Annotated in this window: 19 protein-coding genes; 4 read left to right on the top strand and 15 right to left on the bottom strand. The window is 49.1% G+C overall.

Annotated features, from left to right (window positions below; all coding sequences use genetic code 11):
• Positions 1-133: 133 nt before the first annotated feature.
• The 5 genes from purL to dapA all read right to left on the bottom strand — a co-directional run bounded on the left by purL (position 134) and on the right by dapA (position 7,379).
• Positions 134-4,042, bottom strand: coding sequence for a phosphoribosylformylglycinamidine synthase (gene purL, locus OEY58_15230; GenBank protein MDH5326809.1), 3,909 nt, complete (start codon positions 4,040-4,042; stop codon positions 134-136).
• An 82-nt stretch (positions 4,043-4,124) separates the two neighbouring features.
• A complete protein-coding gene (locus tag OEY58_15225; protein ID MDH5326808.1) occupies positions 4,125-4,838 on the bottom strand; it encodes a phosphoribosylaminoimidazolesuccinocarboxamide synthase in 714 nt (237 codons plus the stop codon).
• Positions 4,839-4,902: 64 nt separating this feature from the next.
• On the bottom strand, positions 4,903-5,664 hold the full coding sequence (locus tag OEY58_15220; protein ID MDH5326807.1) for an MBL fold metallo-hydrolase: 762 nt from the start codon (positions 5,662-5,664) through the stop codon (positions 4,903-4,905).
• A gap of 55 nt (positions 5,665-5,719) precedes the next feature.
• The gene (bamC, locus tag OEY58_15215) at positions 5,720-6,466 is read right to left on the bottom strand and encodes an outer membrane protein assembly factor BamC (protein ID MDH5326806.1); all 747 of its coding nucleotides are present in this window, start codon (positions 6,464-6,466) and stop codon (positions 5,720-5,722) included.
• A gap of 37 nt (positions 6,467-6,503) precedes the next feature.
• On the bottom strand, positions 6,504-7,379 hold the full coding sequence (gene dapA, locus OEY58_15210; protein MDH5326805.1) for a 4-hydroxy-tetrahydrodipicolinate synthase: 876 nt from the start codon (positions 7,377-7,379) through the stop codon (positions 6,504-6,506).
• 298 nt (positions 7,380-7,677) lie between these two features.
• Here dapA and OEY58_15205 point away from each other — a divergent pair, with 298 nt between their 5' ends.
• Positions 7,678-8,208 carry a glycine cleavage system protein R gene (locus tag OEY58_15205; GenBank protein MDH5326804.1) on the top strand — a complete coding sequence of 177 codons (531 nt, stop codon included), beginning with the start codon at positions 7,678-7,680 and terminating at the stop codon, positions 8,206-8,208.
• A 14-nt stretch (positions 8,209-8,222) separates the two neighbouring features.
• Positions 8,223-8,684 carry a peroxiredoxin gene (locus tag OEY58_15200; GenBank protein ID MDH5326803.1) on the top strand — a complete coding sequence of 154 codons (462 nt, stop codon included), beginning with the start codon at positions 8,223-8,225 and terminating at the stop codon, positions 8,682-8,684.
• Positions 8,685-8,712: 28 nt separating this feature from the next.
• On the opposite strand, the gene OEY58_15195 is transcribed toward OEY58_15200, so the two are convergent.
• The 6 genes from OEY58_15195 to OEY58_15170 all read right to left on the bottom strand — a co-directional run bounded on the left by OEY58_15195 (position 8,713) and on the right by OEY58_15170 (position 16,851).
• A complete protein-coding gene (locus tag OEY58_15195; GenBank protein ID MDH5326802.1) occupies positions 8,713-9,789 on the bottom strand; it encodes an AI-2E family transporter in 1,077 nt (358 codons plus the stop codon).
• Positions 9,783-10,169 (bottom strand): Crp/Fnr family transcriptional regulator, encoded by a 387-nt coding sequence (locus OEY58_15190; GenBank protein ID MDH5326801.1) that lies wholly within the window; start codon positions 10,167-10,169, stop codon positions 9,783-9,785. The genes OEY58_15195 and OEY58_15190 overlap by 7 nt, the downstream gene beginning before the upstream one ends.
• A 112-nt stretch (positions 10,170-10,281) precedes the next feature.
• The gene (locus tag OEY58_15185; protein ID MDH5326800.1) at positions 10,282-11,190 is read right to left on the bottom strand and encodes a selenium metabolism-associated LysR family transcriptional regulator; all 909 of its coding nucleotides are present in this window, start codon (positions 11,188-11,190) and stop codon (positions 10,282-10,284) included.
• A 108-nt stretch (positions 11,191-11,298) separates the two neighbouring features.
• Positions 11,299-14,484, bottom strand: coding sequence for an efflux RND transporter permease subunit (locus OEY58_15180; GenBank protein ID MDH5326799.1), 3,186 nt, complete (start codon positions 14,482-14,484; stop codon positions 11,299-11,301).
• Positions 14,477-15,523 (bottom strand): efflux RND transporter periplasmic adaptor subunit, encoded by a 1,047-nt coding sequence (locus tag OEY58_15175; protein MDH5326798.1) that lies wholly within the window; start codon positions 15,521-15,523, stop codon positions 14,477-14,479. Before OEY58_15175 ends, OEY58_15180 begins: the two co-directional genes overlap by 8 nt.
• Before the next feature lie 170 nt (positions 15,524-15,693).
• The gene (locus OEY58_15170; GenBank protein ID MDH5326797.1) at positions 15,694-16,851 is read right to left on the bottom strand and encodes a methyl-accepting chemotaxis protein; all 1,158 of its coding nucleotides are present in this window, start codon (positions 16,849-16,851) and stop codon (positions 15,694-15,696) included.
• A 279-nt stretch (positions 16,852-17,130) separates the two neighbouring features.
• On the opposite strand from OEY58_15170, the gene OEY58_15165 reads away from it, so the two are divergent.
• Positions 17,131-17,838: a hypothetical protein gene (locus OEY58_15165; GenBank protein ID MDH5326796.1), complete on the top strand. Its 708-nt coding sequence runs from the start codon at positions 17,131-17,133 to the stop codon at positions 17,836-17,838.
• Positions 17,839-17,845: 7 nt separating this feature from the next.
• Here the strand turns inward: OEY58_15165 and OEY58_15160 are convergent, their stop codons facing one another.
• The 3 genes from OEY58_15160 to OEY58_15150 all read right to left on the bottom strand — a co-directional run bounded on the left by OEY58_15160 (position 17,846) and on the right by OEY58_15150 (position 20,703).
• Entirely contained in the window at positions 17,846-19,012 is a 1,167-nt protein-coding gene (locus OEY58_15160) for an FAD-dependent oxidoreductase (GenBank protein ID MDH5326795.1), read from the bottom strand.
• The gene (locus OEY58_15155) at positions 19,009-19,755 is read right to left on the bottom strand and encodes a glycerophosphodiester phosphodiesterase family protein (protein ID MDH5326794.1); all 747 of its coding nucleotides are present in this window, start codon (positions 19,753-19,755) and stop codon (positions 19,009-19,011) included. The genes OEY58_15160 and OEY58_15155 overlap by 4 nt, the downstream gene beginning before the upstream one ends.
• Before the next feature lie 120 nt (positions 19,756-19,875).
• On the bottom strand, positions 19,876-20,703 hold the full coding sequence (locus tag OEY58_15150) for a DUF2059 domain-containing protein (protein MDH5326793.1): 828 nt from the start codon (positions 20,701-20,703) through the stop codon (positions 19,876-19,878).
• A 400-nt stretch (positions 20,704-21,103) separates the two neighbouring features.
• On the opposite strand from OEY58_15150, the gene OEY58_15145 reads away from it, so the two are divergent.
• Entirely contained in the window at positions 21,104-22,477 is a 1,374-nt protein-coding gene (locus tag OEY58_15145) for an L-serine ammonia-lyase (protein ID MDH5326792.1), read from the top strand.
• Positions 22,478-22,482: 5 nt separating this feature from the next.
• Here OEY58_15145 and OEY58_15140 read toward each other — a convergent pair whose 3' ends face one another.
• A complete protein-coding gene (locus tag OEY58_15140) occupies positions 22,483-23,940 on the bottom strand; it encodes a DUF418 domain-containing protein (GenBank protein MDH5326791.1) in 1,458 nt (485 codons plus the stop codon).
• Positions 23,941-24,094: the final 154 nt, after the last annotated feature.

The raw sequence follows: 24,094 nt of genomic DNA, 5'->3' as shown, positions 1-24,094 counted from the left end.
ACGACAAGAAAACCGTACAAGCCTCCATACGGTGAAGTCATAGTGCTTTGAACAGCTACGGCCCGCGTGGGCAATAAAAGCTTGCCCACCCTACACTACAGGTTCAATGAATTAGCGAGGATCTTGTTGGTATCTACTCGACAAATTTTCTGGCGTTACGAAACATGCGCATCCAGGGGGAGTCTTCGCCCCACTCGTCCGGGTGCCAGGAGTTTTGTACGGTGCGAAATACGCGTTCCGGATGAGGCATCATGATGGTAAAGCGACCGTCTTTGTTGCTTAAACCGGTAATTCCCTGAGGAGATCCGTTGGGATTGTTGGGGTAGTGATGCGTGGGTTTGTTGTTGTTATCCACATACCTTACGCACACCAAACCTTCTTCCAGGACTTTTTGCGCGTGATTAAACTCTTTGAATTCCGCTCGGCCTTCGCCATGGGCAACCGCCACCGGCATACGTGAACCGGCCATTTCAGCGAAAAACAAGGACGGTGTTGCAACTATCTCCACCAGGGAAAAGCGTGCTTCAAATTGTTCGGACTGATTACGGACAAAATGGGGCCACAGTTCCGTTCCGGGAATCAATTCGTGCAAATTCGACATCATCTGACAACCGTTACACACGCCTAAACCAAAGCTGTCCTCACGTTGAAAAAACTCAGAGAACTCATCGCGCAGTTGGTTGTTAAACAAAATACTTTTGGCCCAACCTTCACCGGCGCCTAATACATCACCATATGAAAAACCGCCACAGGCCACCATACCCTGCATTTTTCGCAAACTGGTACGCCCGGCTATGAGGTCACTCATATGCACATCCACGGCCGCAAAACCGGCCCGATCAAATGCGGCGGCCATTTCTATATGTCCGTTAACGCCTTGTTCGCGTAAGATAGCAATATTGGGTCTTGAGCCCGTATTGATGTAAGGAGCGGCGATGTCTTCATTGATATCAAAGCTTAATTGCACAGACATACCCGGGTCCATGGGTTTGCTGCAATTTTCAAACTCCTGCTGCGCGCATTCCGGATTGTCTCTTAGGGTTTGCATATGATAGCTGGTTTCAGCCCAAGCTTGTTGCAACTGCGCTCGGTTGGATTGAAACAGGACTTGCTCACCTTGGCGGATAATGAACTTCTGATCCACGCGTATGGCACCAATCACATTGACGCAATCCGCCAAACCGCACTGCTCAAAAATCTGTAAAACCGCCGCCGCATTGACTTCGCTGACTTGCAGCACCGCGCCCAGCTCTTCGCTGAACAGACAGGCTACGGCTGCACGGCTCGTGCTTGCATTAATGCCCAGACCGGCCAGATCCATTTCCACACCGACGTGACCGGCAAAGGCCATTTCCACCACCGTTGCCAATAAACCACCGTCGGAACGATCGTGATAGGCCATGGCTAAACCTTGGGTTTTTATCTCTTGCATGGCCCGGAAAAAGCTTTGCAGTAATTGTGGGTCATCCACGTCGGCCGGTTCAGCACCGATGTGTTGGTACACCTGTGCCAGTGCGCTGCCACCCAATCGGTTTTTACCTTTACCCAAGTCAATCAACAACAGCTGAGACGATTCATCCGGGCGTAATTGCGGTGTTAAGGTTAAGCGTACATCGTTTACCGGTGCAAAAGCGGAAATGATTAAGGATAAGGGCGCGGTGACGGCTTTGTCTTGACCCTGATCCTGCCAGACGGTTTTCATGGACATGGAGTCCTTACCCACCGGAATTGCTATGCCTAACTGCGGACACAACTCCAAACCAACCGCAGCCACCGCTTGATATAAAGCGGCGTCTTCACCGGGGTGACCGGCGGGCGCCATCCAGTTGGCGGACAATTTAATATCACCGATTTTTTCGATAGAGGCACAAGCGATATTGCTGATGGCTTCTGCCACGGCCATGCGCGCTGATGCGGCCGGGTTTAATAAAGCGGTGGGTGTGCGTTCACCCAAGGCCATGGCTTCTCCGGTATAGCCATTGTAAGAGGTACAGGTCACACCCGCATCCGCGACAGGTATCTGCCACGGCCCCACCATTTGGTCGCGACTGACCAAGCCTGTTACGGAACGGTCACCAATGGTCACAAGAAAACTCTTGCTCGCCACGGTAGGTAAACGTAATACGCGAAATACCGCTTCTTCAATATCCAGTGACGTAACATCGAATTCAATAGGATTGTAGTGACGTGTGGTGACATCCCGCAACAATTTAGGCGGCTTACCCAGCAATACGTCCATAGGAATATCAATGGGGCGATTCTTAAAATGGGCGTCTTCCAATACCAGTTGTTGCTCCCGAGTGGCATGGCCCAACATTGCAAAAGGACAGCGCTCCCGATAACAAATGGACTCGAATAGCTCCCGGCTGGATGCCTCTATGGCCAGAACATAACGTTCCTGTGATTCATTACACCACACCGCCATGGGCGACATACCGGGATCATCGTTGGGCACTTTACGCAAATGAAACACGGCACCCCGACCGCAGTCATTGACCAGTTCCGGTAAAGCATTGGAGAGACCACCGGCACCCACATCGTGTATAGAGACAATCGGATTGTCCTCTCCCAGTTGCCAGCATTGATCGATCACCTCCTGGGCTCGACGCTGCATTTCCGGATTACCTCTTTGTACGGAAGCAAAATCCAGATCCTCATCACTGGATCCGGTGGCCATACTGGACGCGGCACCGCCACCCAACCCAATTAACATGGAGGGTCCGCCCAGGACGATCAATAAAGCATCGGCATCGATTTGGCCTTTTTCGACATGTTCAGCACGAATGTTGCCCAAACCACCGGCCAACATGATGGGTTTATGATAACCGCGTACTTCGGTTTCATTGCCGTAAGGTACGGCTTGCTCAAAGGTACGGAAATAACCGCAGATATTGGGACGCCCGAATTCATTGTTAAACGCCGCCGCACCAATGGGACCCTCCAACATAATGTCCATAGCCGAATCAATACGACCGGGTTTACCGTATTCCTGTTCCCAGGGTTGCGGTGCCAAGGGAATGCGTAAATTGGAAACGGAAAATCCGCACAAGCCCGCCTTAGGCTTGGAACCGCGACCGGTGGCACCTTCATCACGAATCTCGCCTCCGGAACCGGTAGCCGCACCGGGAAAAGGAGAAATGGCTGTAGGATGATTATGGGTTTCTACTTTCATGAGAATATGTACATCCTCCTCATGATAGACATATTTACCGCCGGACTTATCGGGGAAAAACCGCCCCGCTTTATGCCCCCGCATTACTGCAGAATTATCGGAGTAAGCGGATAAAATACCGTCGGGACTTTCCTTATAGGTATTGCGGATCATCGCAAACAAGGATTGCTCTTGCGCCTTGCCGTCAATCAACCAATCGGCGTTGAATATTTTGTGACGACAGTGCTCCGAGTTCGCCTGGGCAAACATCATCAATTCCACATCGGTGGGATTGCGGCCCATTTCAGAAAAGTTTTCCACCAAATATAGAATTTCATCATCAGCCAACGCCAAACCCAGCTCGGTATTGGCCTGCTGCAAAGCCTTTCGTCCGCCTTTAAGCACATCCACCACCCGAAAAGGCTCCGGATCGGCTGTTTTAAATAAGGCGGATGCAGCATCCATTTGTGCAAGCACCGTTTCAATCATACGGTCATGCAGTAGAGGCTTGATCTGCTGTAACTGATCTTCCGTAAGTTCCGCCTCCGCTTGAATATAATAAGCCACCCCCCGCTCCAGACGTTTGATGTTATCCAGACCGCAGTTGTGCGCGATATCCGTAGCCTTACTGGACCAGGGTGAAATGGTGCCAAAGCGCGGTACAACCAACAATAAGGTTCCCGTCGGCGTCTGCCGTGGAATACTCGGACCGTAGGTGAGAATTTTATTCAGAACGGTTTGTTTGTATTCATTCAGCTCACCGTCCAGGTCCACCAAATGTACAAACTCCGATTGCACCCGGCTAACACCGGGTGCAATCAGTTGAATTTGTTCTGTCAGCTTACGGATTCGAAACACCGAAAGCGCCGCACTACCGCGTATTGTCAGCATAGCCATCTTCTAGGGTTGTTTAGCACGTATTGTCTGGTACTTGTTGTCAATATAGGCCTCGTAGATGCAGCCGTCCGTGGAATCAGGACAACTCCACACCCAAGCGATGAGCCACCTCTTCGTAAGCTTCCACCACGCCGCCCAGGCCTTGGCGAAAACGATCTTTATCCAGTTTCTTTCGAGTTTTCGCATCCCATAAACGACAACCGTCCGGAGTAAACTCATCACCCAGCAACACGGTGCCGTGGTAGTCTCCAAACTCCAACTTGTAATCCACCAACAGCAATCCCGCATCCAAAAACAAAGCCTTCAGCACATCATTTACTTTAAAGGTCAGTTCTTTCATGGCTTCCACTTGAGCTTCAGTCGCCCAACCAAACGCGCGAATGTGATATTCATTTATCATGGGATCGTGTAAGGCATCATTCTTAAGAAAAAATTCGAAGGTAGACGGATTCAGATCGATACCTTCCTCCACACCCAAGCGTTTACACAAGCTGCCTGCGGCGATGTTGCGAACCACGCACTCAACCGGAGCCATTTTCAAATTCTTAACCAATGACTCTTCTGCCGACAACAGTTGTTCAAAATGTGTGGGAACCCCGGCTTCCTGCAATTTTTGCATAATGAAAGCGTTAAAACGGTTATTCACTTCACCTTTACGATCCAATTGTTCCACTTTTTCACCGTCAAAAGCGGAGGTATCATTGCGAAAATGCAGTATGAGCTTGTCCGGGTCATCGGTCAGGTAGACAGACTTTGCTTTACCGGAATACAATTCCTGTTTTTTCTCCATAATAAGAACCCTTTCTTTGAAAATTAAATACTAAATTGTTTATCCGAGGAAAAATCGTTGACGCTCAATCCAGAGCGCGCCACTCCAAGCCATCCTGTTGATCAATAATGTCTATCCACTGCGGTTTACAGCACAGAGCCTCGGCCATGGCAGCTCGAACCAACTGCGGTTGATTATTTTTTTCGCTCAAATGAGCCGCAACAAAGTGTTGTAAAGCGCTGCAATCCATATGTCGCATGAAATGCGCCGATTGATCATTACTTAAATGACCCAATGACCCGCCTACCCTTTGTTTCAACGACCGGGGATAGGCACTTTCCTCTAACATGGCCACATCGTGATTGCATTCCAGGATTAAGGCATTACAACCGGACAGCATATTGGTAATGTGAGGTGTGATACTGCCGGTATCCGTTAATATACCCAGACTGTGCTCACCATCACCGAAAACAAACTGACAAGGTTCCTTGGCATCGTGAGGAACGGGAAATGGCTTTACCTCCAAATCATCAATGGAAAAGTCTTCATGGCAATTGATGAACTGAGCTTGAGGTGCCTGCTCCACATCCAGCTTTTGCCACGTTCCCCGGGTAGCGTAAACCGGGACAGAGTGTTTCCTGACCAAAGTACCTACACCGCTTACATGGTCGCTGTGTTCGTGGGTTAGCAATACAGCAGTAAGATCATCCAGCTCCAAACCTAAGCGACCCAGTCGACGCTGCAATTCCCTCAAACTGAAACCGCAGTCAACTAAAAGATTTGTGTTGCCCTGCTGCACAACTGTGGCGTTACCTTTGCTACCGCTCCCCAAGGAGGCAAATCGCACTGTTATTCCGCTCCAAACTGTTATCGCTACAAATTAGTTTCGTTTAACCCCGATATCACTGTTTTTTGGGCACTTCGTTCGTATCAGTGTACGCCGGAGGATCGGCAAAATAATTTTTCAGCTGAACCAATAGCTGCCGGGCCAGAGCCGACCCCACCACCTCACCGGCGTCATTGCGCATCGTCAGCTGAGTATTGCCGGATGTCTCCACTAGAACCACCGAGTATTTCTCTTTAGGTACGGATGGATCGTAATCAAATTTACGCGGATCATCCATGGGTTTGTGTTGGCGATATTCACGCGACACGATATAAGTTTTACGTCCTTCATTGACATCATCAATGTGATAACCATAGAACTGGAACGCCTGCTGTACCGCCGGCCAAACGTCATCGGTGGTAGCAAAAACTTCCAAAATTTCGAAACCCTCCGGCTGCGTAACAACGCGACTGCGCATTTTTTTCAATTTAGGTTTGGCTGTTCCCCGATTGCCCGATGCTGCTGTAGAAGTCTTTTCGGTTTTTTCACTGTCCAAGCTCAGCTCAATAACATCTTGCAATGGCGGCGGGATTTGCAACCGCTCCGGCTCAATCCCGTTGTCTGCCGTATCCTCATGGGGAATAGTCAACTGTATCTTGTTGGCCGGCGCTGACAGACCTTTGGGCATCGTAATTGGCTTAACTTGAGGAGCGTCCATGTAACTTTTATCTATTTCATCACTACTGCTGCAAGCAACCATCAGGCAACTTAATCCAATAGCAAACATGGCGCCATGGCCGGTAAAACGTAATTCACTTTTCATAGATTTCAAAATCTTTATGACGATTGATTCGAGTGCCCTAAAGCACATTGGCGGCTTTCATCGCCTCACGCACAGTGTCATGAAAGCTCTCATTCAACGGAGTTAAGGGCAGTCGAATACCCGATGGAATTTTATTCATTTGTACCAGCGCCCATTTCACGGGTATGGGATTGGCTTCCACGAATAAGTTTTTGTGCAACGGCATTAATCGTTGGTTGATTTCCTCAGCGCGAGCTCGATCACCCTGCAGTGCAGCCGCACACATATCGTGCATATCTTTGGGAGCCACATTTGCCGTGACAGAAATATCACCTTTGGCGCCGGCCAATATCAGTTCCATCGCCGTAGCATCATCACCACTGTATACATCCATTTTATCGCCGCACAGTTCCAATATTTTTGCAGCCCGATCCAAATTGCCGGTAGCCTCTTTAATGCCAACGATATTGGGAATATCTGCCAGGCGCGCTACGGTTTCCGGTAATAAATCACACACGGTGCGCCCTGGCACGTTATACAAAATTTGGGGAACCGCAACGGCCTCGGCAATAGTCTTATAGTGTTGGTACAAACCTTCCTGGCTGGGTTTGTTGTAATATGGCGTAACCAGGAGACAGGCATCCGCTCCGGCATCCATTGCACAGCGAGTTAAATGCAGAGCCTCACGGGTGGAGTTGGAACCGGTACCGGCAATAACCGGAATCCGTCCGGCAGCCTGTTTAACCACGAAAGCAATGGTATCGCAATGTTCTTTGTCGTCCAGGGTGGCAGATTCTCCCGTGGTACCAACCGCGACAATGGCATCGGTTTTGTTTTCGATATGAAATTCAACCAATTGCTCCAAGCTATCCAAGTCGATGGAGCCATCGGCTTGCATTGGCGTCACCAATGCCACCATACTGCCGTGAAACATGTGTTTCTCCATAAAGTTAGAGGACCTTAGAGGAATTTCAGGTCCGCCAAAGCGGGCTATTGTAACCCAAAATCAGCCCCAGGGTGAGACACTGGCAGTGGATTTTTTACCCGCAACACGGAAACATAAAGACACCTATTCCGCACCCGGCCACCCGCCCTGCTGTGAGGTAGAGATTTGCTGTACAAATAATGTTAAGCTTGGCCCGATATATTAATGAGTCAACCGGAAACCGCTAAGGAATCCAACCGATTTAACGTCGGGAAATAAAAATAACAGGGGGGAGGAACCGTTCGCTATGGACAATTTTCTCGTCATGTCAGCTTTAGGTAAAGATCGACCCGGTATTGTGGACCAACTTTCTCTGGCCATACTGGATGCCGGTTGCAGTGTTTTTGACAGCCGTATGACTGTACTGGGGGGTGAATTTGCTATCATCATGCTGGTGTCCGGCAAGTGGAATCAGCTGGCCAAGCTGGAAGACCAGCTACCTACACTGGAAGAGCGCTTGCATCTCAATCTCAACTGTCGCCGTACAGAAACCGAACCCGGAAACAAAGGCCAAATCACCTATACGATAGAGGTGATTACCCTCGATCACCCGGGGATCGTACATCAAATTGCCGGATTTTTTTCCACTCGTAACATCAACATACGTGAGCTGAACACCAACCGCTATGCCGCCGCGCACACGGGCACGCCTATGTTCTCCATTCATATGACTGTGGATATCCCAGCCGATATACGGATTGCCAGTTTACGGGAGGACTTTCTGGACTTTTGTGACGATTTGAACATGGATGCAGTGATTGAACCGATGAAAAGCTAAAGGAATGGAACGACATGGTCACCGTTGGAAAAAAAGTAAAAAACTTTAAAATCGCCGCTACCGGAAACCAAACCATCGAACTGTCCAAACTGAAGGGACAAAAAGTGGTATTGTACTTTTACCCCAAGGACAGCACCCCCGGCTGCACCCGGGAAGGACAGGATTTTCGTGACCACAAAACCAAATTCACCCGGGCCGGCGCTGTCATTCTGGGCGTCTCTCGGGATAAATTGAGTTCTCACGAAAAATTTAAAGAAAAACAAAAATTTAATTTTGACTTACTGTCCGATGAAGACGAAATCCTGTGCCAACTGTTTGATGTCATCAAAGAAAAAAACATGTATGGCAAAAAAGTTTTAGGCATCGAGCGCAGCACTTTTCTCATCGATGCACAAGGGATATTGCGCCAAGAATGGCGCAAGGTGAAAGTGGACGGGCATGTAGAGGCCGTGCTCGCGGCAGTCAAAGAAATTTAAAACCGGATTTTACGGCCAACTGAGCACCTTAAGTGACCTCGGTTCCCTCCGGCTCCAGTATGGACTGAGGCCAAGCGTTCAACACTGCCTTTACCAGAGTAGCCAGGGGAATGGCAAAAAACACACCCCATAAACCCCAGAGTCCGCCAAATACCAGAACGGCCATAATTATAGCCACCGGGTGCAAATTAACCGCCTCGGAAAACAATAATGGTACCAACACATTACCATCCAAGGCCTGAATAATCCCATAAGCTAACATCAGGTAGGCAAAATCAGCACTCCAACCCCATTGAAAATAAGCAATCATGGCGACAGGAATAGTTACCGCGGCTGCTCCAATATAGGGGATGATGACGGATAGCCCCACTGCCACGGCCAACAAAGCGGCATAGTTCAGCCCCATGATAACAAACACGATATAAGACACGCCGCCTACAATAAAAATTTCGGTGATTTTGCCGCGGACATAGTTACCGATTTGCTGATCCATTTCCACCCAGACTTTGGAAGCCAAACCTCGCTGTTTGGGCAAATAGCGTTTCAACCAAGACAAAATGACCCCTTTGTCTTTAAGAAAGAAAAAGACCAGTAAGGGAACCAAAATCAAATAAATCACCAAAGCAAACAGCACAGGAATAGAAGCCAAAGAAAATGACAGGACCCCGTGCCCCATGTCTTTAATCTGACCACTAATGGCCGACATGATTTCATTCACTTGAGCTTCACTAACCATTTCCGGATACAACTCCGGCAATTGCAGCAAAGCCTGTCGCCCCAAATCAATCTGTGCCGGCAACTCCTGCACTAACTGGGTCACCTGAGAAGACAGTAAGGGCACCATCCACAGAATCAAAAACAAGGTCAGTAACAGGAAGGCAACATAGACGACCAGCACTGCGGCCAGGCGTTTGAGTTTGCGCTTTGCCAGCATCCCCACCAAAGCTTCCAGCATATAGGCAATAACAATACTGGTCAGTATAGGAGCCAACATTTGCCCAAAGTAGATGACCACCAAAAAGCCGCCGAGTAACAGCAATAACAAAATACCGGCTTGTGGATCGGAAAAATTCCGCTCATACCAGTTTTTTATTACATTCAGCATGCCCCCTCCTCGGAACCATGTTGCATAACACCACTCATTTGCGCCAAATACGTTTCATAGTGACGCCGGAACATCGCTTCCAGCTCATCAATCACTTCCACCGCATCTCTACCTTGCATCACATGTTGAGACATTAGAGCCGAACCTTCATTGAGCAATCCGGGATCATCCAACATGGGGTAACTGGCCGTCAATCGCTTCAGCGCGGCCACCACCGACTCCTGCTCCGGTCGAGGAATAAGATTGGGCTGCTCGACCACCTTTTCTGATGACGCGCCACCCCGGGTCACTAAATACTCGGCAAAACCAAGCAACATATCCCGTTCCGGCCCGGCCAGGCGGTTAAACAGTTTAAGCAGTTTTTTTTCTATAGGTTTCATGCACTAATGCAGCTTAGGATTCAACGATATATTGGCATTATAGACCGGATTTGCATCGCGGAGGATGCTATGTAGTGAGAACGTTTTGATTAAAAACGGGTGGGTACGAATCCTATTCGGGCCCCTGATGGGTTTCACAATAATTTTGAGCAAACTCCAACAATTCTTCCATAGCTCTTTGGCGAAATTTATGCTTTTGGTGCACGAAAGAGAATGGCCGTTCCAAAGGCGGATCCAAGTTCAGAACTTTGAGAGTCCCCAATTTAATTTCCTTAGTCAAAGTTGCCCGCGAAACAATGCTAATACCGATGCCGGATTCAACAGCGCCTTTTAAAGCTTCCAAACTGCCCAACTCCATTATGATATTGAGTTGTCCCGGATCCACACCCGCCTCTTTTAAATAATCCAGGATGACCTCTCGGGTACCGGAGCCCTCTTCACGACAAATATAGGGGTAATCCACAATACTGGTAAGCTTAATGGTGTCCTGGCTGGCCAAAGGATGCTTGGGAGGCACGATAGCAACCAAACGATCGGTGCGGCAAATGTCCACGGCGAGGTTTTTGTTGGCTACGGGAGCTTCCACCACACCCAAATCGATCACATTATGTTCAACCATGGAAACAATACCATCGGTATTGGACACTTTCAGGCGTAAATTAACATCCGGGTATTTTGCTTTAAAATCACCCAACAAGGCGGGTAACATATACTCAGCAATGGTGGTACTGGCTCCAAGTATGAGCACGCCGCTAATATCGCCGGTGAGTTCACGAACCGAGTTTTCCAACTCGTTGTAAAGTTGGAATATGCGCTCGGCATATTCGTATACCCGCTGCCCCGCTTCAGTCAAGCTGATACGATTATGGGTTCGGTCAAACAAGCGGGTATTGAAATACTCTTCCAACTGCCTGACCTGAAAAGTCACAGCCGGCTGTGTCATATGTAAGGTCTCAGCCGCCTTGGTAAAACTTAACAGGCGGGCAACCGTGAAAAATACGTGAAGCCGTCGGTCTGCCATGTTTTAACCTGCCTTATTCGTATATGAGAGAATTAAATTATAATAGCAATTAATCACAATAATAGAAATGACTAATGACTATTTTCTCATTGAAATTCGGGCATAAACTTAATCCAAACCCCTGCGGTAATAAAACGCATAAAACATGACGGGGATGACAATAAGCGTCAACAAGGTAGATACGAATACCCCAAAGATCAGAGAAATAGCCAGGCCGTTAAATATGGGATCGTCGAGTATAAACAAGGCACCCAACATCGCAGCCAAGCCGGTAAGGATAATGGGTTTGGCACGTACAGCCCCGGATCGAATCACCGCCTCATCAAAACTCATACCCTGCTGGTGTTGTTCCCGAATAAAGTCCACCAGCAAAATGGAATTGCGCACAATGATACCGGCCAGGGCGATCATACCGATCATGGACGTGGCCGTAAACTGAGAACCTAACAGGGCGTGCCCCGGCATGACGCCGATCACAGTCAACGGTATGGGCGCCATGATAATCAAGGGAATGAAATAAGAACGAAACTGCGCCACCACGAGCAAGTAGATAAGGATAATTCCCACCGCATAGGCAATACCCATGTCTCGAAAAGTTTCGTAGGTTACCTGCCATTCACCGTCCCATTTGATACTGAAACGGTAAGGATTATCGGGCGTGTTAATAAAATATTGCTCCAAATCCAACTGACTGACAATATCAAACATGCCATATAAGGGGCTATCCAAACCTCCGGCCAAATCACCGGTAACAAAGACTACCGGCAATAGATCCTTGTGATAAATAGCCTTTTCACGGTCACTTCGCGAAACACTGACCACGTCACTAACAGCAACCAGTTGACCGCGATTGTTTCGAACTTTCAGACTGGTCAAACTTTCCAGGTATGCCTTGTCGCCAACGCCGGCTTCCAGACGAATCGGGGTGGGAAACTTTACATGATCGCCATGTAAGTAACTCACGTCCGCCCCGCCCAATGCCATGGAGATTTCCTGTACCACAGCTGCTTGGCTCACGCCCATAGCCGCCGCTTTGCTACGGTCTACATGCAGCAGCAACTTGGCTGCGGGCGACTCTACGCTGTCGTCCACATCGGAAATATCCTTGGTGGATTCAAATGTGGCGCGCAGTTGTTTTGCCAGATGTCTTTGCTGCTCGTAGTCCAGTCCGTATATCTCCGCAACAATAGGCGCCATCACCGGAGGCCCCGGTGGCACTTCAACCACCTTAACGTCAGCATTGTGGCGCTTGGCGATAGCAACAATGGCCGGGCGCATGGTCATGGCTACTTCGTGACTACTGCGGTCGCGCCGTGATTTATCCTGCAAATTCACCTGGATATCCCCCACATGGGTACCCCGACGCAAATAGTATTGACGCACCAGACCGTTAAAATTAATGGGAGAAGCGGCACCGGCGTAAACCTGGTAGTCACTCACTTCCTCAACCGTCGCCACATAAGCGGCCATTTCCCGTAATACGGCCGCCGTCTGCTCTACGCTGGAACCATTGGGCAAATCCAGAACAATTTGAAACTCCGACTTGTTATCAAAAGGCAGCATCTTTAATACAACCAATTTAAAAACCGGCAACAATACCGATATCAAAATCAGAAACATTACCACGCCAAACATCATCCAACGCTTGGAAGCACCGGCCGCACCGTTTAAAAACGGCCCCATATGGCGGTTGAACAAAGTATACAAACGATCATCAGCGTCGCCATGAGAAGCCGCATGCGCCTTACCTGCCAACACCAGGCGCGCCATCCACGGCGTCACAATAAAAGCCACGGCCAGTGAAATGAGCATGCCCAAACTGGCGTTTATGGGAATGGGGCTCATATACGGTCCCATCAATCCGGTGACAAAAGCCATGGGAAGCAAGGCAGCAATGACGGCAAATGTGGCCAGTATGGTAGGCCCACCCACCTCATCGACGGCCAATGGAATGGCTTGCACTAAGGACTTATCCCCATCCTGCAAATGCCGGTGAATGTTCTCTACCACCACGATGGCGTCATCGACCAATATTCCGATAGAAAAAATCAAGGCGAACAGGGAAACGCGGTTTATAGTAAACCCCCAAGCCCAGGAGGCAAACAGCGTAATGGCCAAGGTGATAATCACTGCCACACCGACGATAAACGCCTCTTTCCACCCCAGGGTAAAAAACACCAGCAACACTACAAATGCGGTGGCAAACACCAGTTTGCCGATAAGCTTTCGGGCCTTCTCATCGGCCGTCGCTCCATAGTTACGAGTCACTGTAACATTCACATCAGCTGGAACGAACACTCCTTTTAACTGTTCGAAGCGTTCAATAATCTGATTGGCAATACCCACCGCATTAGTCCCTTGCTTCTTCGCCACCGCAATCGTAACGGCGGGAAACTCACCACGGGCCTGAATGGATTTATCGGCTGCCGCCGGTCCGGTGCCAAACCAGACATATTGTTCCGGTTGATCCGGGCCCAAGGTGATTTGTGCCACATCGCGTAAATAAACAGGGGCGTCTTTATGCACCGCAATCACCAATGACGCCACTTCATCCACTGTCGAAAGAAACTGACCGGCCCGCACTTCAATGGTTCGGTTATCGGATACCAGATCACCGGCACTTTGAGACTGGTTACTCAACTGTAACGCGGTTTTTAAGTCCTGAAAGGTGACACCGTATGCCGCCAGGCGACTGATGTCCGGTTGCACATGTACCACCCGTTCAACGCCACCGATGGTATAAATATCTCTTGTGCCAGGTACCCGCTTGAGTTCCGCTTCGATAGCATGGGCGACTTGCTGCAGATCGTAACCGCCCTTGCTCGAAGCCTCACTCCACAGGGTTAAAGTGACGATAGGTACATCGTCTATGCCCATGGGTTTAATTACCGGCTGCGCCACTCCCAAGCCCGGCGGCAACCAATCTTGATTGGAATATATTGCATTGTACAAACGCACAATCGCCTGGGTTCGGTCCTCACCCACTTCAAACTGCACTGTCAGCACCGATTGCCCCGGTTGGGAAACCGAATACACATGCTTAATACCATCGATTTCCGACAAGATTTGCTCCGCCGGGGTACTCACCAGTTGCTCCACCTCCGTGCTGGACGCACCGGGAAAAGCAATAAAAACATTGGCAAAAGTAACATTTATTTGTGGTTCCTCTTCTCTGGGGGTGATCAAAACCGCAAACACGCCCAGCAGGAATCCCACCAACGCCAGTAAGGGGGTAATTTCGGACTGTAAAAATTTTCCGGCAATTGCCCCCGATACACCCAGGGGCTTATTCATGCTTGCCCTCCTGAGCTTTTGGCCCAGTCGCTTCCTTTAATTGAATTCCTGCGGCTATGGGATCCAGAGCAATGTTTTCTCCTGCTTGTAAGCCCGCCAACACTTCCACAGAATCTCCATGCGTACGCCCTACACGTACTTGACGCAAACTCACCTGTTGCCCATTGACCACGTACAATGCAGTTAACTCACTGCGTCGCACCACAGCCGTTTGCGGCACCAGCAGCACTTTTCGCTCGCCTGTATTCAATACCAGTTTCACAAACATACCGGGTAACAAGTCCCGGGTCCGTTCCGGCAGATAAACTCGCAATAAATAAGCATGACTGTCCGGCTCAGCTTGCGGTGACACTTGAATCTCACTGGACTGAAGCACGCGTTCTCCCACTAACACCTCTGCACTTTTCAGCGTTCTCACTTGCGACACTAAAGATTGGGGAATGTAAGCTGAGGCTCGCAGTTGTTCCAGCGACAGACCGCTCATAATGGGTTTGCCCGGCCCAACGGTTTCCCCAATATCAACAAAGCGTTTTACCACATAACCGGAATACGGAGCCTTGACCGTGGTATAAGTGAGTTTGGCACGGGCCTGACGCGCTTTGGCTTTGGCTGCTTCGTAGCGTTTCTGAGCAGCATTGACATCCGCGTTGGCTTTGTCCATGGCGGACTTAGCCACCAATTTACGATCAAACACTTCTTGGACTCGTTTTTGCTCGATCTCTGCTTCATTGAGACGAACCAATGCCTCTTGCTGCAGCGCATCCGCCGCGGCCAGTTGTGGCTGTTGTTCGGTACGGCTGATACGGACCAGAATGGAATTGGCTTTGACGAAATCCCCGATATCAAAGTTCACTTCGATAATTCGGCCACTGGTTTGCGCGGAAACCGTTGAGCGTTTCACTGCTTCGACCACAGCGTCTACCTGACTTTTTTGAGCAACGGTCCGGTAATCCACGGAGAGGGTAGCAAATGGCAATTCTGCCCATGCCCCCTGAAACATACCCAAAACAACAACAATAACCAGCGTTTTCAATGTCATAGAGATCCTTTGGCGTTACTAAGTCATAAAAATCAATTATAAGGATAGCAAGCAAATGTTTATTAGTAAATACTAATATACCAATTTTACATAAATGACACTTTTGGGAAACAACAAAAAAGGGAGCTGCAAAGCTCCCTTCCAGTTTAGACTCTAAGCGACTGCTTGTCTTAGTGATTATCTCTCAGCTTAAATCGCTGGATAGCACCCAGAAGCTCATTGAGAAAATTCTCCATAGGCCGTTTACTCTTTTCAGCCATGGGACGAACCCTTGTGGAGTCCAGTGTTTTATCCTTCACAGATTGAACAATTTGCGCATTAATTTCATTAATGGTGCTAACCGCATCACTGGCTTCTTTAACGGATTGTTCCGCGTGTTTAACCATACCGCGGGTTTTCTTTTGTGCGGAAGTCATAGCTTTGACGGCACTGGAAGCACCGCTTTGTAACTGATCCACCATGCTTTTGATTTCTTTGGTCGATTTTTCGGTCTTTGTGGCCAGCGTGCGTACTTCATTGGCCACTACTGCAAATCCACGGCCCTGTTCACCGGACTTGGCAGCCTCTACCTGAGCATTGAGTGCCAATAAATTGGTCTGTTCGGCAATACCCTGAATAACTTCCAGTACCACCCCGATGTTCTGACTCTCCTGCTCCAATTTCTCGATAACGGAGCCGGCTTTAGCCATGTTACCGGCAAACTCCTCGGTTTTTTCCAAATCGTTGTCGGATAAGGATAAATCGGAGCGACCCAGTCCAGATGCCGTTTCCTTGCCGGCGGGCAAAAGCTCTCTATTAGCGGCAGGATCCCGGCTATAAGATCCTTCGCGTCGACTTAAGTCGGGTTTAAAATCAAATTTACCGGCACGGTGGGAGCGTCGTTCCCACGGTTGCGGTTCTCGAAAAGAACCGGCCCCCCGGCTAAGCTCCGATACTTTTACCGCGGCGTTGGCGATGTGCAATATATTCGCATTGAGATTACTTACCATATTGTTGACAGCTGCCGCCAAACCGCCAAGAGGACCGGCCTGTTGCACGTCACACCGTTGCGATAAATCGGATTGAGACACCGCTTTTAACACGGCGGTGATGTCATGGAGTTTTTTCAGATACAGATTGTTAAACAGAAAATAAAACACCGCCCCAAGCGCCAAGCCACCCACTACCCCGCCACACAACAACCATAACCAGATTTCCTGTGGTGCATCGCCAAAAACGAATGTCAACACGATCAAACCTACAATGGCAAAAAACAGCCCCACAACCAAACAAAGGAACAAAAGGCCATCAGAGTTGGCACTATATTGTTCTTTTTCGTATGACGACATCAAAAACTCCGTTAATTCAACTGGATACAAAAACCAAGAAGCCTAAGAGTCAGGCTCGGATCCGTACTAAGGAACAACAAATAGCAAAGCTATTACTGCCCAATTAACGCCCAAACTACCCCCAAAACCGTCATTTTGCAAGACACCCAATCGCTATTTCCGACAAACGCTGTGACCGGCGAGACAACAGGCAACACCCTGACTAAAACCACGAGAATTCGCTTTTTTGAACCCAAGTCAGTCTTTAAAAGACTATTATTTAAAGAGAGGTGAATGAGGATGTCCAAGATTGGCGGATATCGTATGCTTGTCACTTTACTGGGAAGCATAATACTACTGGGTTGTGCCCGTATGGTTGTGGTAGACGTAAGCGCCATTGTCGACCCCGACCATCAACCGGATGCTACGGCGAAAAAATATCTGTTGAGCCCTGACAACGACAACAAATCCAACGATTTGTATTTCAAAGAATTCAGCAGCTACTTTGAGCGTGCCTTGGCAAAAAGCGGTTTTAACCGGACCCGGATAAAAGAGCAGGCAAACTTTGAAATTGTATTCAGCTTTGGATTGTCCGACAGGCACAGCGGAACCTACACCGATATCACGCCCATTTATGATTTCGTTGGCGGAGAAACCATTACAATTACTGAAAAAAGCAGTGATCCCGCAGTAGAATCCAAAGTGACAACCATTTACGTGCCTGCGCGCTACGAACGAATCGGAACAGGCTTAGAGTCCCACGCCTACACCTATTTTGTGGCTCACGCATCTCTGGAAGCTAGAAGCATTACCAAGGACACAGGCAAATCCAAAATATTGTGGCATATACAAGCCCAAAGCCGGGTAACTGACACTGATTTACGAAAAATCATCCCCTATCTTGCCCACGCAGCCACACCCTATATTGGAAAAAACAGCGGACACCAAGTGAGCATATCCATCGAGGAAAACGACCCGGTGGTTGTCAACACAACTTATAAACACTAGCATCCATTCAAACCCGTAATTTGAGTTCCCGAGTATCAGCTACACACCGGGCCGTTGGCAGACTGGGTAACAACTTATGCAACACCTTCTGAGATGTAGCCCGATAGGCGGTTAACTTACCACCAATTACATGAACTACGCGGGGACTATGGGGGTTATCCAGATACAATACCGTTTCTCGAGGCTTGTGAAATGCCGTCCCGTCACCACTTGGTAATACCCTTAACCCGGCAAAGCTTTCCAACACCGAGGTATCCGCATCAGGGAAATAATGGAGTAAAGTTTCCTGCAAATATGTCACTTCCTCAGGCAAGGTGTGTACCGTATCGGTATCTGCTGAGAAGGGGGTTTCTGTTGTCCCTACTAATGTCTGTTGTTTCCAGGGAATGGCGAAAACGGCGCGCATATCGCGTGGTGCTTCCATGTAATACACGCCCCGTTGCAGTGATTCGGGTACGATAATATGACATCCTTGCACCAAATCCACCGCAAAAGGTGACATTGCAGGTTGGACCTGTTGCAACACCTGATTAACCCAGGGACCCGCCGCATTCACCAGAACCCGCGCCCGACAATATCGCTCCTGCCCTGCCACCTCATAACTGATGTCACTGTATTCCGATGCTGTCACGGCCCCCTGAAAGCGGGCGGGCAGGCATAACTCTACCCCCAATTCCTGGGCCGATTGCATCACCGCCCGGGTTAACAGACGATCGTCGGTTTGGCCGTCTTTGTATTCAAACACGGCCAATAGATCGTGGGTTTGCAAGCCATCCAAATGTTGCCATTGGCAGCGCGGTAAGGTGCGATAACGGCTGTCAGGGCCCAAACCGGCCAATAAGGAATACAACCCCAAGCCTGCGTGCAACTGCCAGCGGTGACGCCGTGTTGTTTTATATACCGGAATAAAAAACGAACTGAGCTGAACCAAATCCGGAGCAATTTGGCATAAAATGGCACGTTCCCGGAGACACTCGCGCACCAGAGAGATTTGGCCGGATTCCAAATATCGTAAACCACCGTGTATCAGTTTACTGGACCGACTGGAGGTGCCGGCCGCGACCTGAGATTTTTCCAATACCAAGACACTGAACCCACACGCAGCCGCCGCTTGAGCGATACCTGCCCCGTGTATACCGGCGCCAATGACCACCATGTCGTATAACTTAGTCATTCATTGCAAGCGGATCGACCCAGGGGTTTGCAAGCCAATAGCAGCTCAATGTCATTGGTTTCGATGATATGTGCACCCTGTTCCAACCAATGCACGGCCACATCCGTCTCATCCACTGCGTACAACACCCACTGCCAGGGGCCAGGCCACAGGATCTCTCCGTGGGGCACCATGGTGTAATCGGTCAGTAAGAAATCGACTTGTAACTGGGCCGCGGTTTGCTTGGCTTCTTGGGACCAGCCCTCGAAAACCCACCCGACTCGATTGGCACCGAAGTGACGCGCCAAACGCGGCACCTGTGGATCAAACGATATGAGCACACAGCGCGACAATATGGGTTCGATTTCAGGTAAAACCCGTTGCAATACCACATCGATACCGAAATGATTGATACAGGCCCGTTTGATTTCCACAAACACAGTACTCTGTGGCCAAAGCTGTATCAGCTCCACCAGTTGGGACAGAGAGGGTATAGGTTCAGGTAAAAAGTTATCGCCAAATTTTTGTGGGTAATGGGCGGATATCTGCGCCAACTGCTCATACGGCAGCGCGTGCACCTCGCCTTCGACGGCACAGGTGCGTTGTAACCGTGCATCATGAATAACGACAGGCACCTGATCCTTGGACAAATGCACATCCACTTCAATATTGCAGGCGCCCAGTTCCAACGCGGACTTTACCGCCAACAAGGTATTTTCCGGGTATTTCCGGCTAAATCCCCGGTGTGCCAGCAATTCAGACATTTTGCTTCCTCATACTGCAAATAATAGACGATCGCCTATTGTCCTGCGCAAGTTCCGTTTGGTTAAAAATGAACAAACTAACAAACACGGCGCGATGGAGCGCCGTGTTTAAAGTAGATTTTAAGATTTATTGTGCTTTTTGAAAATGGATGCCATTGATTTGGCCATATTGTCCACCGCACTCGCCAAGGCAACGCTCATTGCCTGGATCACCGTATTATTGAACTTTTGAGTAACGGGTTTTTCCAGAAAGGCGACATATTTTTTGATCTCCGCAACACTCAGCTCCTTGTAACTGTACAGCATGGACAACACCATGAATTGTTGCATGGCATCGCGCATTTGAACTTCACCTGCGGCCAGTTGGGTTTCTATGGCTTGCATATCCACCGGTGCACCGGGATTTGCCGCCTGACTCATGGCAGCGACAATGGACTTGCTGGTGTGCATTTGTAAATCCACTCCCATATCCACAGCCTTCACCAGATTGACAATTTTTATCGCCAAGTCCAAGCGGGCCTGATCGGACACCAGAGACTGAGCCTGCGCCATCATGGCTTGCATGGCCTGAGGTGTTGAGGCTTTTTCCTCAGCTTTGGTGATTTTTTTACCCAATTTGGATTTGTACCAAGCCATTAATTGTTTGGCGTCGGCTTGACTCAGTTTCTTTTTCAACTGAGCTTTAATCGCCAGGTTCACCTGTTTGGGTGCAAAAGCGGCAACCATCGCCTTGGACAAAGCCTCATATTCAGCGGCAGGAATGGGAGAGCCCTGTTGTTGTGCCTGGTCCAACCCGGCTTTAACCGCTCCCGGTAATTGATCCACTTGCTCACTCAGACCGGAAGCCTTCAACAGTTCATTCAGTGAGCCATCCTTGATCGGAGCCGCCATCGCCAAGACAGGCAACAGTAACAGCATGAATAAAACGCTCTTATGGTATTTTCGCATTACTTGATCTCCAAGTTTAGGGAACCCAGGAAACGACTCCAGATCGGTTCCTATCACATTTGGGATGCACGACAACTACGCTGACGCACCCGGCTCAACAAGACTTGCCTTGGACGATGAGCCAGAATGCACAAGAATCGCGTAAAGCAGAAGCCCGACACGATTGGCCTAAAGAGGCTAACCTGACCATAAAGTTAACCGACTCACCCACAGACAAACTTATAAACTATGGTTTCGGATGAAATCACAAATGAATTCGCAAAAAGGTTGTGAACTGGCGCACAAATAAAGTCCACTGCAAAACAATTGAGATTAATATAGACTCTAAAAATAACGGGTTTTTAATTGCATAATTACGACTTACACTTAAATTGAATATTGGCAACCAAAACCAGGGCATATGTTTATCAGTACATTGGAACTGTTTAAAGTCGGGATCGGGCCTTCCAGCTCGCATACGCTGGGTCCCATGGTCGCTGCACAGCAATTCTTGAAAACGATAAGCCTGCACGCCACCACAATCAACCTCAATCATGCCCGATTACGCTGTACCTTAAAAGGCTCTTTGGCTTACACCGGTTTAGGTCATGCTACCGATCGGGCACTTATTATGGGCTTACACGGTTACACCCCATTAATGTTGGCCGAAATGGATGTGGACACACTAATCGCGGATTTACGCTGCAAGCAAGAAATCACGCCCCCCAATACCGGTCCCATCGGCTTTGACCCAAACGCAGATATTGTTTTTGATAAGGGCGCCCCACTGCCGGAACACCCCAATGGTATGATTTTCCAACTTTTGGACCGTAGCGAAAACAGTCTGATACAACATACCTATTTTTCCATAGGTGGTGGATTTATCAGTACCCAGGAACAAATCCACCAACTGACCGCTCCGCTAAAACTACCATCGCCGCATAGCTGCCCCTACCCGTTCGATTCCGCCGCCACCATGTTACAAATGGCGCAGCAACATCACCTTTCCATTGCGCAAATGAAACGCCAAAATGAACTGGCCCACCGTGACGAGAACTCACTGAATCAGGGTCTGCTGGCGATTTGGGAGGCGATGCAGCAATGTCTCAATAAAGGCCTGCAAGCAGACGGTATTTTACCAGGTGGCTTGAATCTGCCGCGTCGGGCCAAAGACTTGTTCCGGCAATTGCAAGCGGAACCCAATCCCAGCATGAACGACTGGCTCTGCGCCTATGCCATGGCAGTGAATGAGGAAAACGCCGCGGGACATATGGTGGTGACTGCTCCCACCAATGGTGCCGCCGGAGTCATTCCCGCAGTACTGTACTATTTCGTCCGGCATGAACGAGGCACTCCCGAACAGGTACAGGAATTTTTACTCACCGCCGCGGCCATAGGCGGTATCATCAAACATCGCAGTTCCATATCCGGAGCCGAAGTGGGTTGCCAGGGTGAAGTGGGTTCTGCAGCCGCCATGGCCGCTGCCGGTCTGTGTGCCGCCAAGGGCGGCAATCCGCCTCAAGTGGAAAATGCTGCCGAGATTGCCTTGGAACACCACCTGGGTATGACCTGTGATCCGGTTAAAGGCTTGGTGCAAGTTCCGTGTATAGAACGTAATGGCTTTGGTGCCATCAAGGCTTACACTGCCGCATCGTTGGCACTGCGCGGCAGCGGAGATCATTTTATGCCTTTGGACAATTGTATTGCTGCCATGAAGCAAACAGGCTTGGAAATGTCGCAAAAATATAAAGAAACCTCGCTGGGAGGCCTGGCGGTCAGTCTTACCGAGTGTTAGTGCTCTCAGTGGGCTGAGTCAACGCCTTTAGCTTTTAACAGCGGTTGCCGACTGCCGTATATCAAGGAACGCCACAACCACTCCAAAGGCCCCTGTCGAAACCAGATCAGCCACAAAATACTAAACAGAATTTGAAAGATCCAAACCCCGACACAAACCAGCACAAGTTGGTATCGCTCCAATTGAAAAAACAAACCCAGTCCGAAACCGTAAAATAGGAACAGAGATATAACAGTTTGCATTATATAGCTGGTGAGCGCCATGCGCCCTACGGCGGCCAAAATCCGGGCGATGAAACTCAGCCAGTTGAAAGAACAGAGCAGTCCCAACAAACCGATATAGCCCAACACCATAAAGAGGCGCGACAAATTGTAACTGGTGCCCAAGTGTGTTGCTATAGGCTCAAACAGGGAATAACTCATATTGCCATCGGCATAGGCCAATGCTCCGCGGCTTGCAATTCCAAGCAACAAACCGGCCACAGCAATCATCCAATACATCCGGCGGGTCAATTTACCGGACAATACTCCCAACTTAAATAACGCCATTCCCAAAAGCATCATCCCGCCGATATCAAAAATGTAATATTTGTACACATAGCTGGACTGTTGCTGTTCCACTTGCTCCAACTGATAGTGATAAATATCCGAATAACCTGATAAATAGGTATTGACTTCCAAGGCATTTATATCCGCTTGCTTGTCCGGATTGGGTTCCTGTATCAATTCATCGGCGGAAATGTCCTCGGTGGAAATGTCCTCCAAGTGCCCGTCCTGATCCGTACCCGGGGGTACCAACCGGGTCGCTAAGGCTCGAAACTGGTTTGGTGTTTCGCTTGGTTTAGGTTCACTTAATGTAGACTCACGTCGTCCGGGTTGATCTGGCTCTTGACTTAGTCCGCTAAAATCATCGGAATCCAAGACATCCACATTCGCCACAGTTCCTGAGCCGGTTTTTGTTTGTATTTGGTTGAAATCGTAACCGCCAAAGACTAATAGACAAATACCAATAATCGCCAGGGTACGTGCAGATAAAACTCTCAAGGGAAATAAAAACAAACCAAACAAACCATAGGCATACAACACATCATAGGGCCACAACAGCCAATAGGCATGTATTAAGCCAAACAAGACCAACAACAAAGTGCGTCGGTAATAGTAATCAACCAACTGCAATCCAGCCACGGCAAGACGAGCTTCGTCCAAAAAAATCAACGCACTGGCACCAAAGAGAATGGAAAACATGGAGCGCATACTGCCTTCGACAAAGTCTTCTGTGAGCATACGAACCAGCAGGTTAAGGGGACTGTTATCATTCAGATCGTCCCCTAACCCTACCTCGTTGTAGGGTAAAGCGAAAATGAAAATATTGACCAGGTAAATACCCAGGACAGCCCAACCTCGCATGACATCCACGTGTAAAATACGAATATAGGGCGCAGACGTTGTCGCGTTTTGATTCATCGAAACCTCTCGGACAAGAACGCACCCGGATGCAATGAGAAAATAAAGAAAATTGGCGCCAAATGCAGCACAGAAAATCTGGAATAAAGCCCCGCCGATCCGGCCATACAAAATCTTCGTCAGAGAAAAAGCCACGCTAGCGTGGACCGCGTCA

It is taken from the genome of Gammaproteobacteria bacterium (assembly GCA_029882975.1).
In the GTDB taxonomy this organism is placed as follows: Bacteria; Pseudomonadota; Gammaproteobacteria; order SZUA-152; family SZUA-152; genus JAJDNG01.
This window is presented reverse-complemented; position numbering and strand designations above follow the sequence as displayed.

Coding starts and splice junctions, on each gene's coding strand:
- OEY58_15145 (MDH5326792.1), top strand. CDS start 21,104: ATGTTTATCAGTACATTGGAACTGTTTAAAGTCGGGATCGGGCCTTCC.
- purL (MDH5326809.1), bottom strand. CDS start 4,042: ATGCTGACAATACGCGGTAGTGCGGCGCTTTCGGTGTTTCGAATCCGT.
- OEY58_15205 (MDH5326804.1), top strand. CDS start 7,678: ATGGACAATTTTCTCGTCATGTCAGCTTTAGGTAAAGATCGACCCGGT.
- OEY58_15180 (MDH5326799.1), bottom strand. CDS start 14,484: ATGAATAAGCCCCTGGGTGTATCGGGGGCAATTGCCGGAAAATTTTTA.
- OEY58_15200 (MDH5326803.1), top strand. CDS start 8,223: ATGGTCACCGTTGGAAAAAAAGTAAAAAACTTTAAAATCGCCGCTACC.
- OEY58_15150 (MDH5326793.1), bottom strand. CDS start 20,703: ATGCGAAAATACCATAAGAGCGTTTTATTCATGCTGTTACTGTTGCCT.
- OEY58_15170 (MDH5326797.1), bottom strand. CDS start 16,851: ATGTCGTCATACGAAAAAGAACAATATAGTGCCAACTCTGATGGCCTT.
- OEY58_15155 (MDH5326794.1), bottom strand. CDS start 19,755: ATGTCTGAATTGCTGGCACACCGGGGATTTAGCCGGAAATACCCGGAA.
- OEY58_15160 (MDH5326795.1), bottom strand. CDS start 19,012: ATGACTAAGTTATACGACATGGTGGTCATTGGCGCCGGTATACACGGG.
- OEY58_15140 (MDH5326791.1), bottom strand. CDS start 23,940: ATGAATCAAAACGCGACAACGTCTGCGCCCTATATTCGTATTTTACAC.
- dapA (MDH5326805.1), bottom strand. CDS start 7,379: ATGTTTCACGGCAGTATGGTGGCATTGGTGACGCCAATGCAAGCCGAT.
- OEY58_15175 (MDH5326798.1), bottom strand. CDS start 15,523: ATGACATTGAAAACGCTGGTTATTGTTGTTGTTTTGGGTATGTTTCAG.
- OEY58_15190 (MDH5326801.1), bottom strand. CDS start 10,169: ATGAAACCTATAGAAAAAAAACTGCTTAAACTGTTTAACCGCCTGGCC.
- OEY58_15225 (MDH5326808.1), bottom strand. CDS start 4,838: ATGGAGAAAAAACAGGAATTGTATTCCGGTAAAGCAAAGTCTGTCTAC.
- OEY58_15195 (MDH5326802.1), bottom strand. CDS start 9,789: ATGCTGAATGTAATAAAAAACTGGTATGAGCGGAATTTTTCCGATCCA.
- OEY58_15185 (MDH5326800.1), bottom strand. CDS start 11,190: ATGGCAGACCGACGGCTTCACGTATTTTTCACGGTTGCCCGCCTGTTA.
- bamC (MDH5326806.1), bottom strand. CDS start 6,466: ATGAAAAGTGAATTACGTTTTACCGGCCATGGCGCCATGTTTGCTATT.
- OEY58_15165 (MDH5326796.1), top strand. CDS start 17,131: ATGTCCAAGATTGGCGGATATCGTATGCTTGTCACTTTACTGGGAAGC.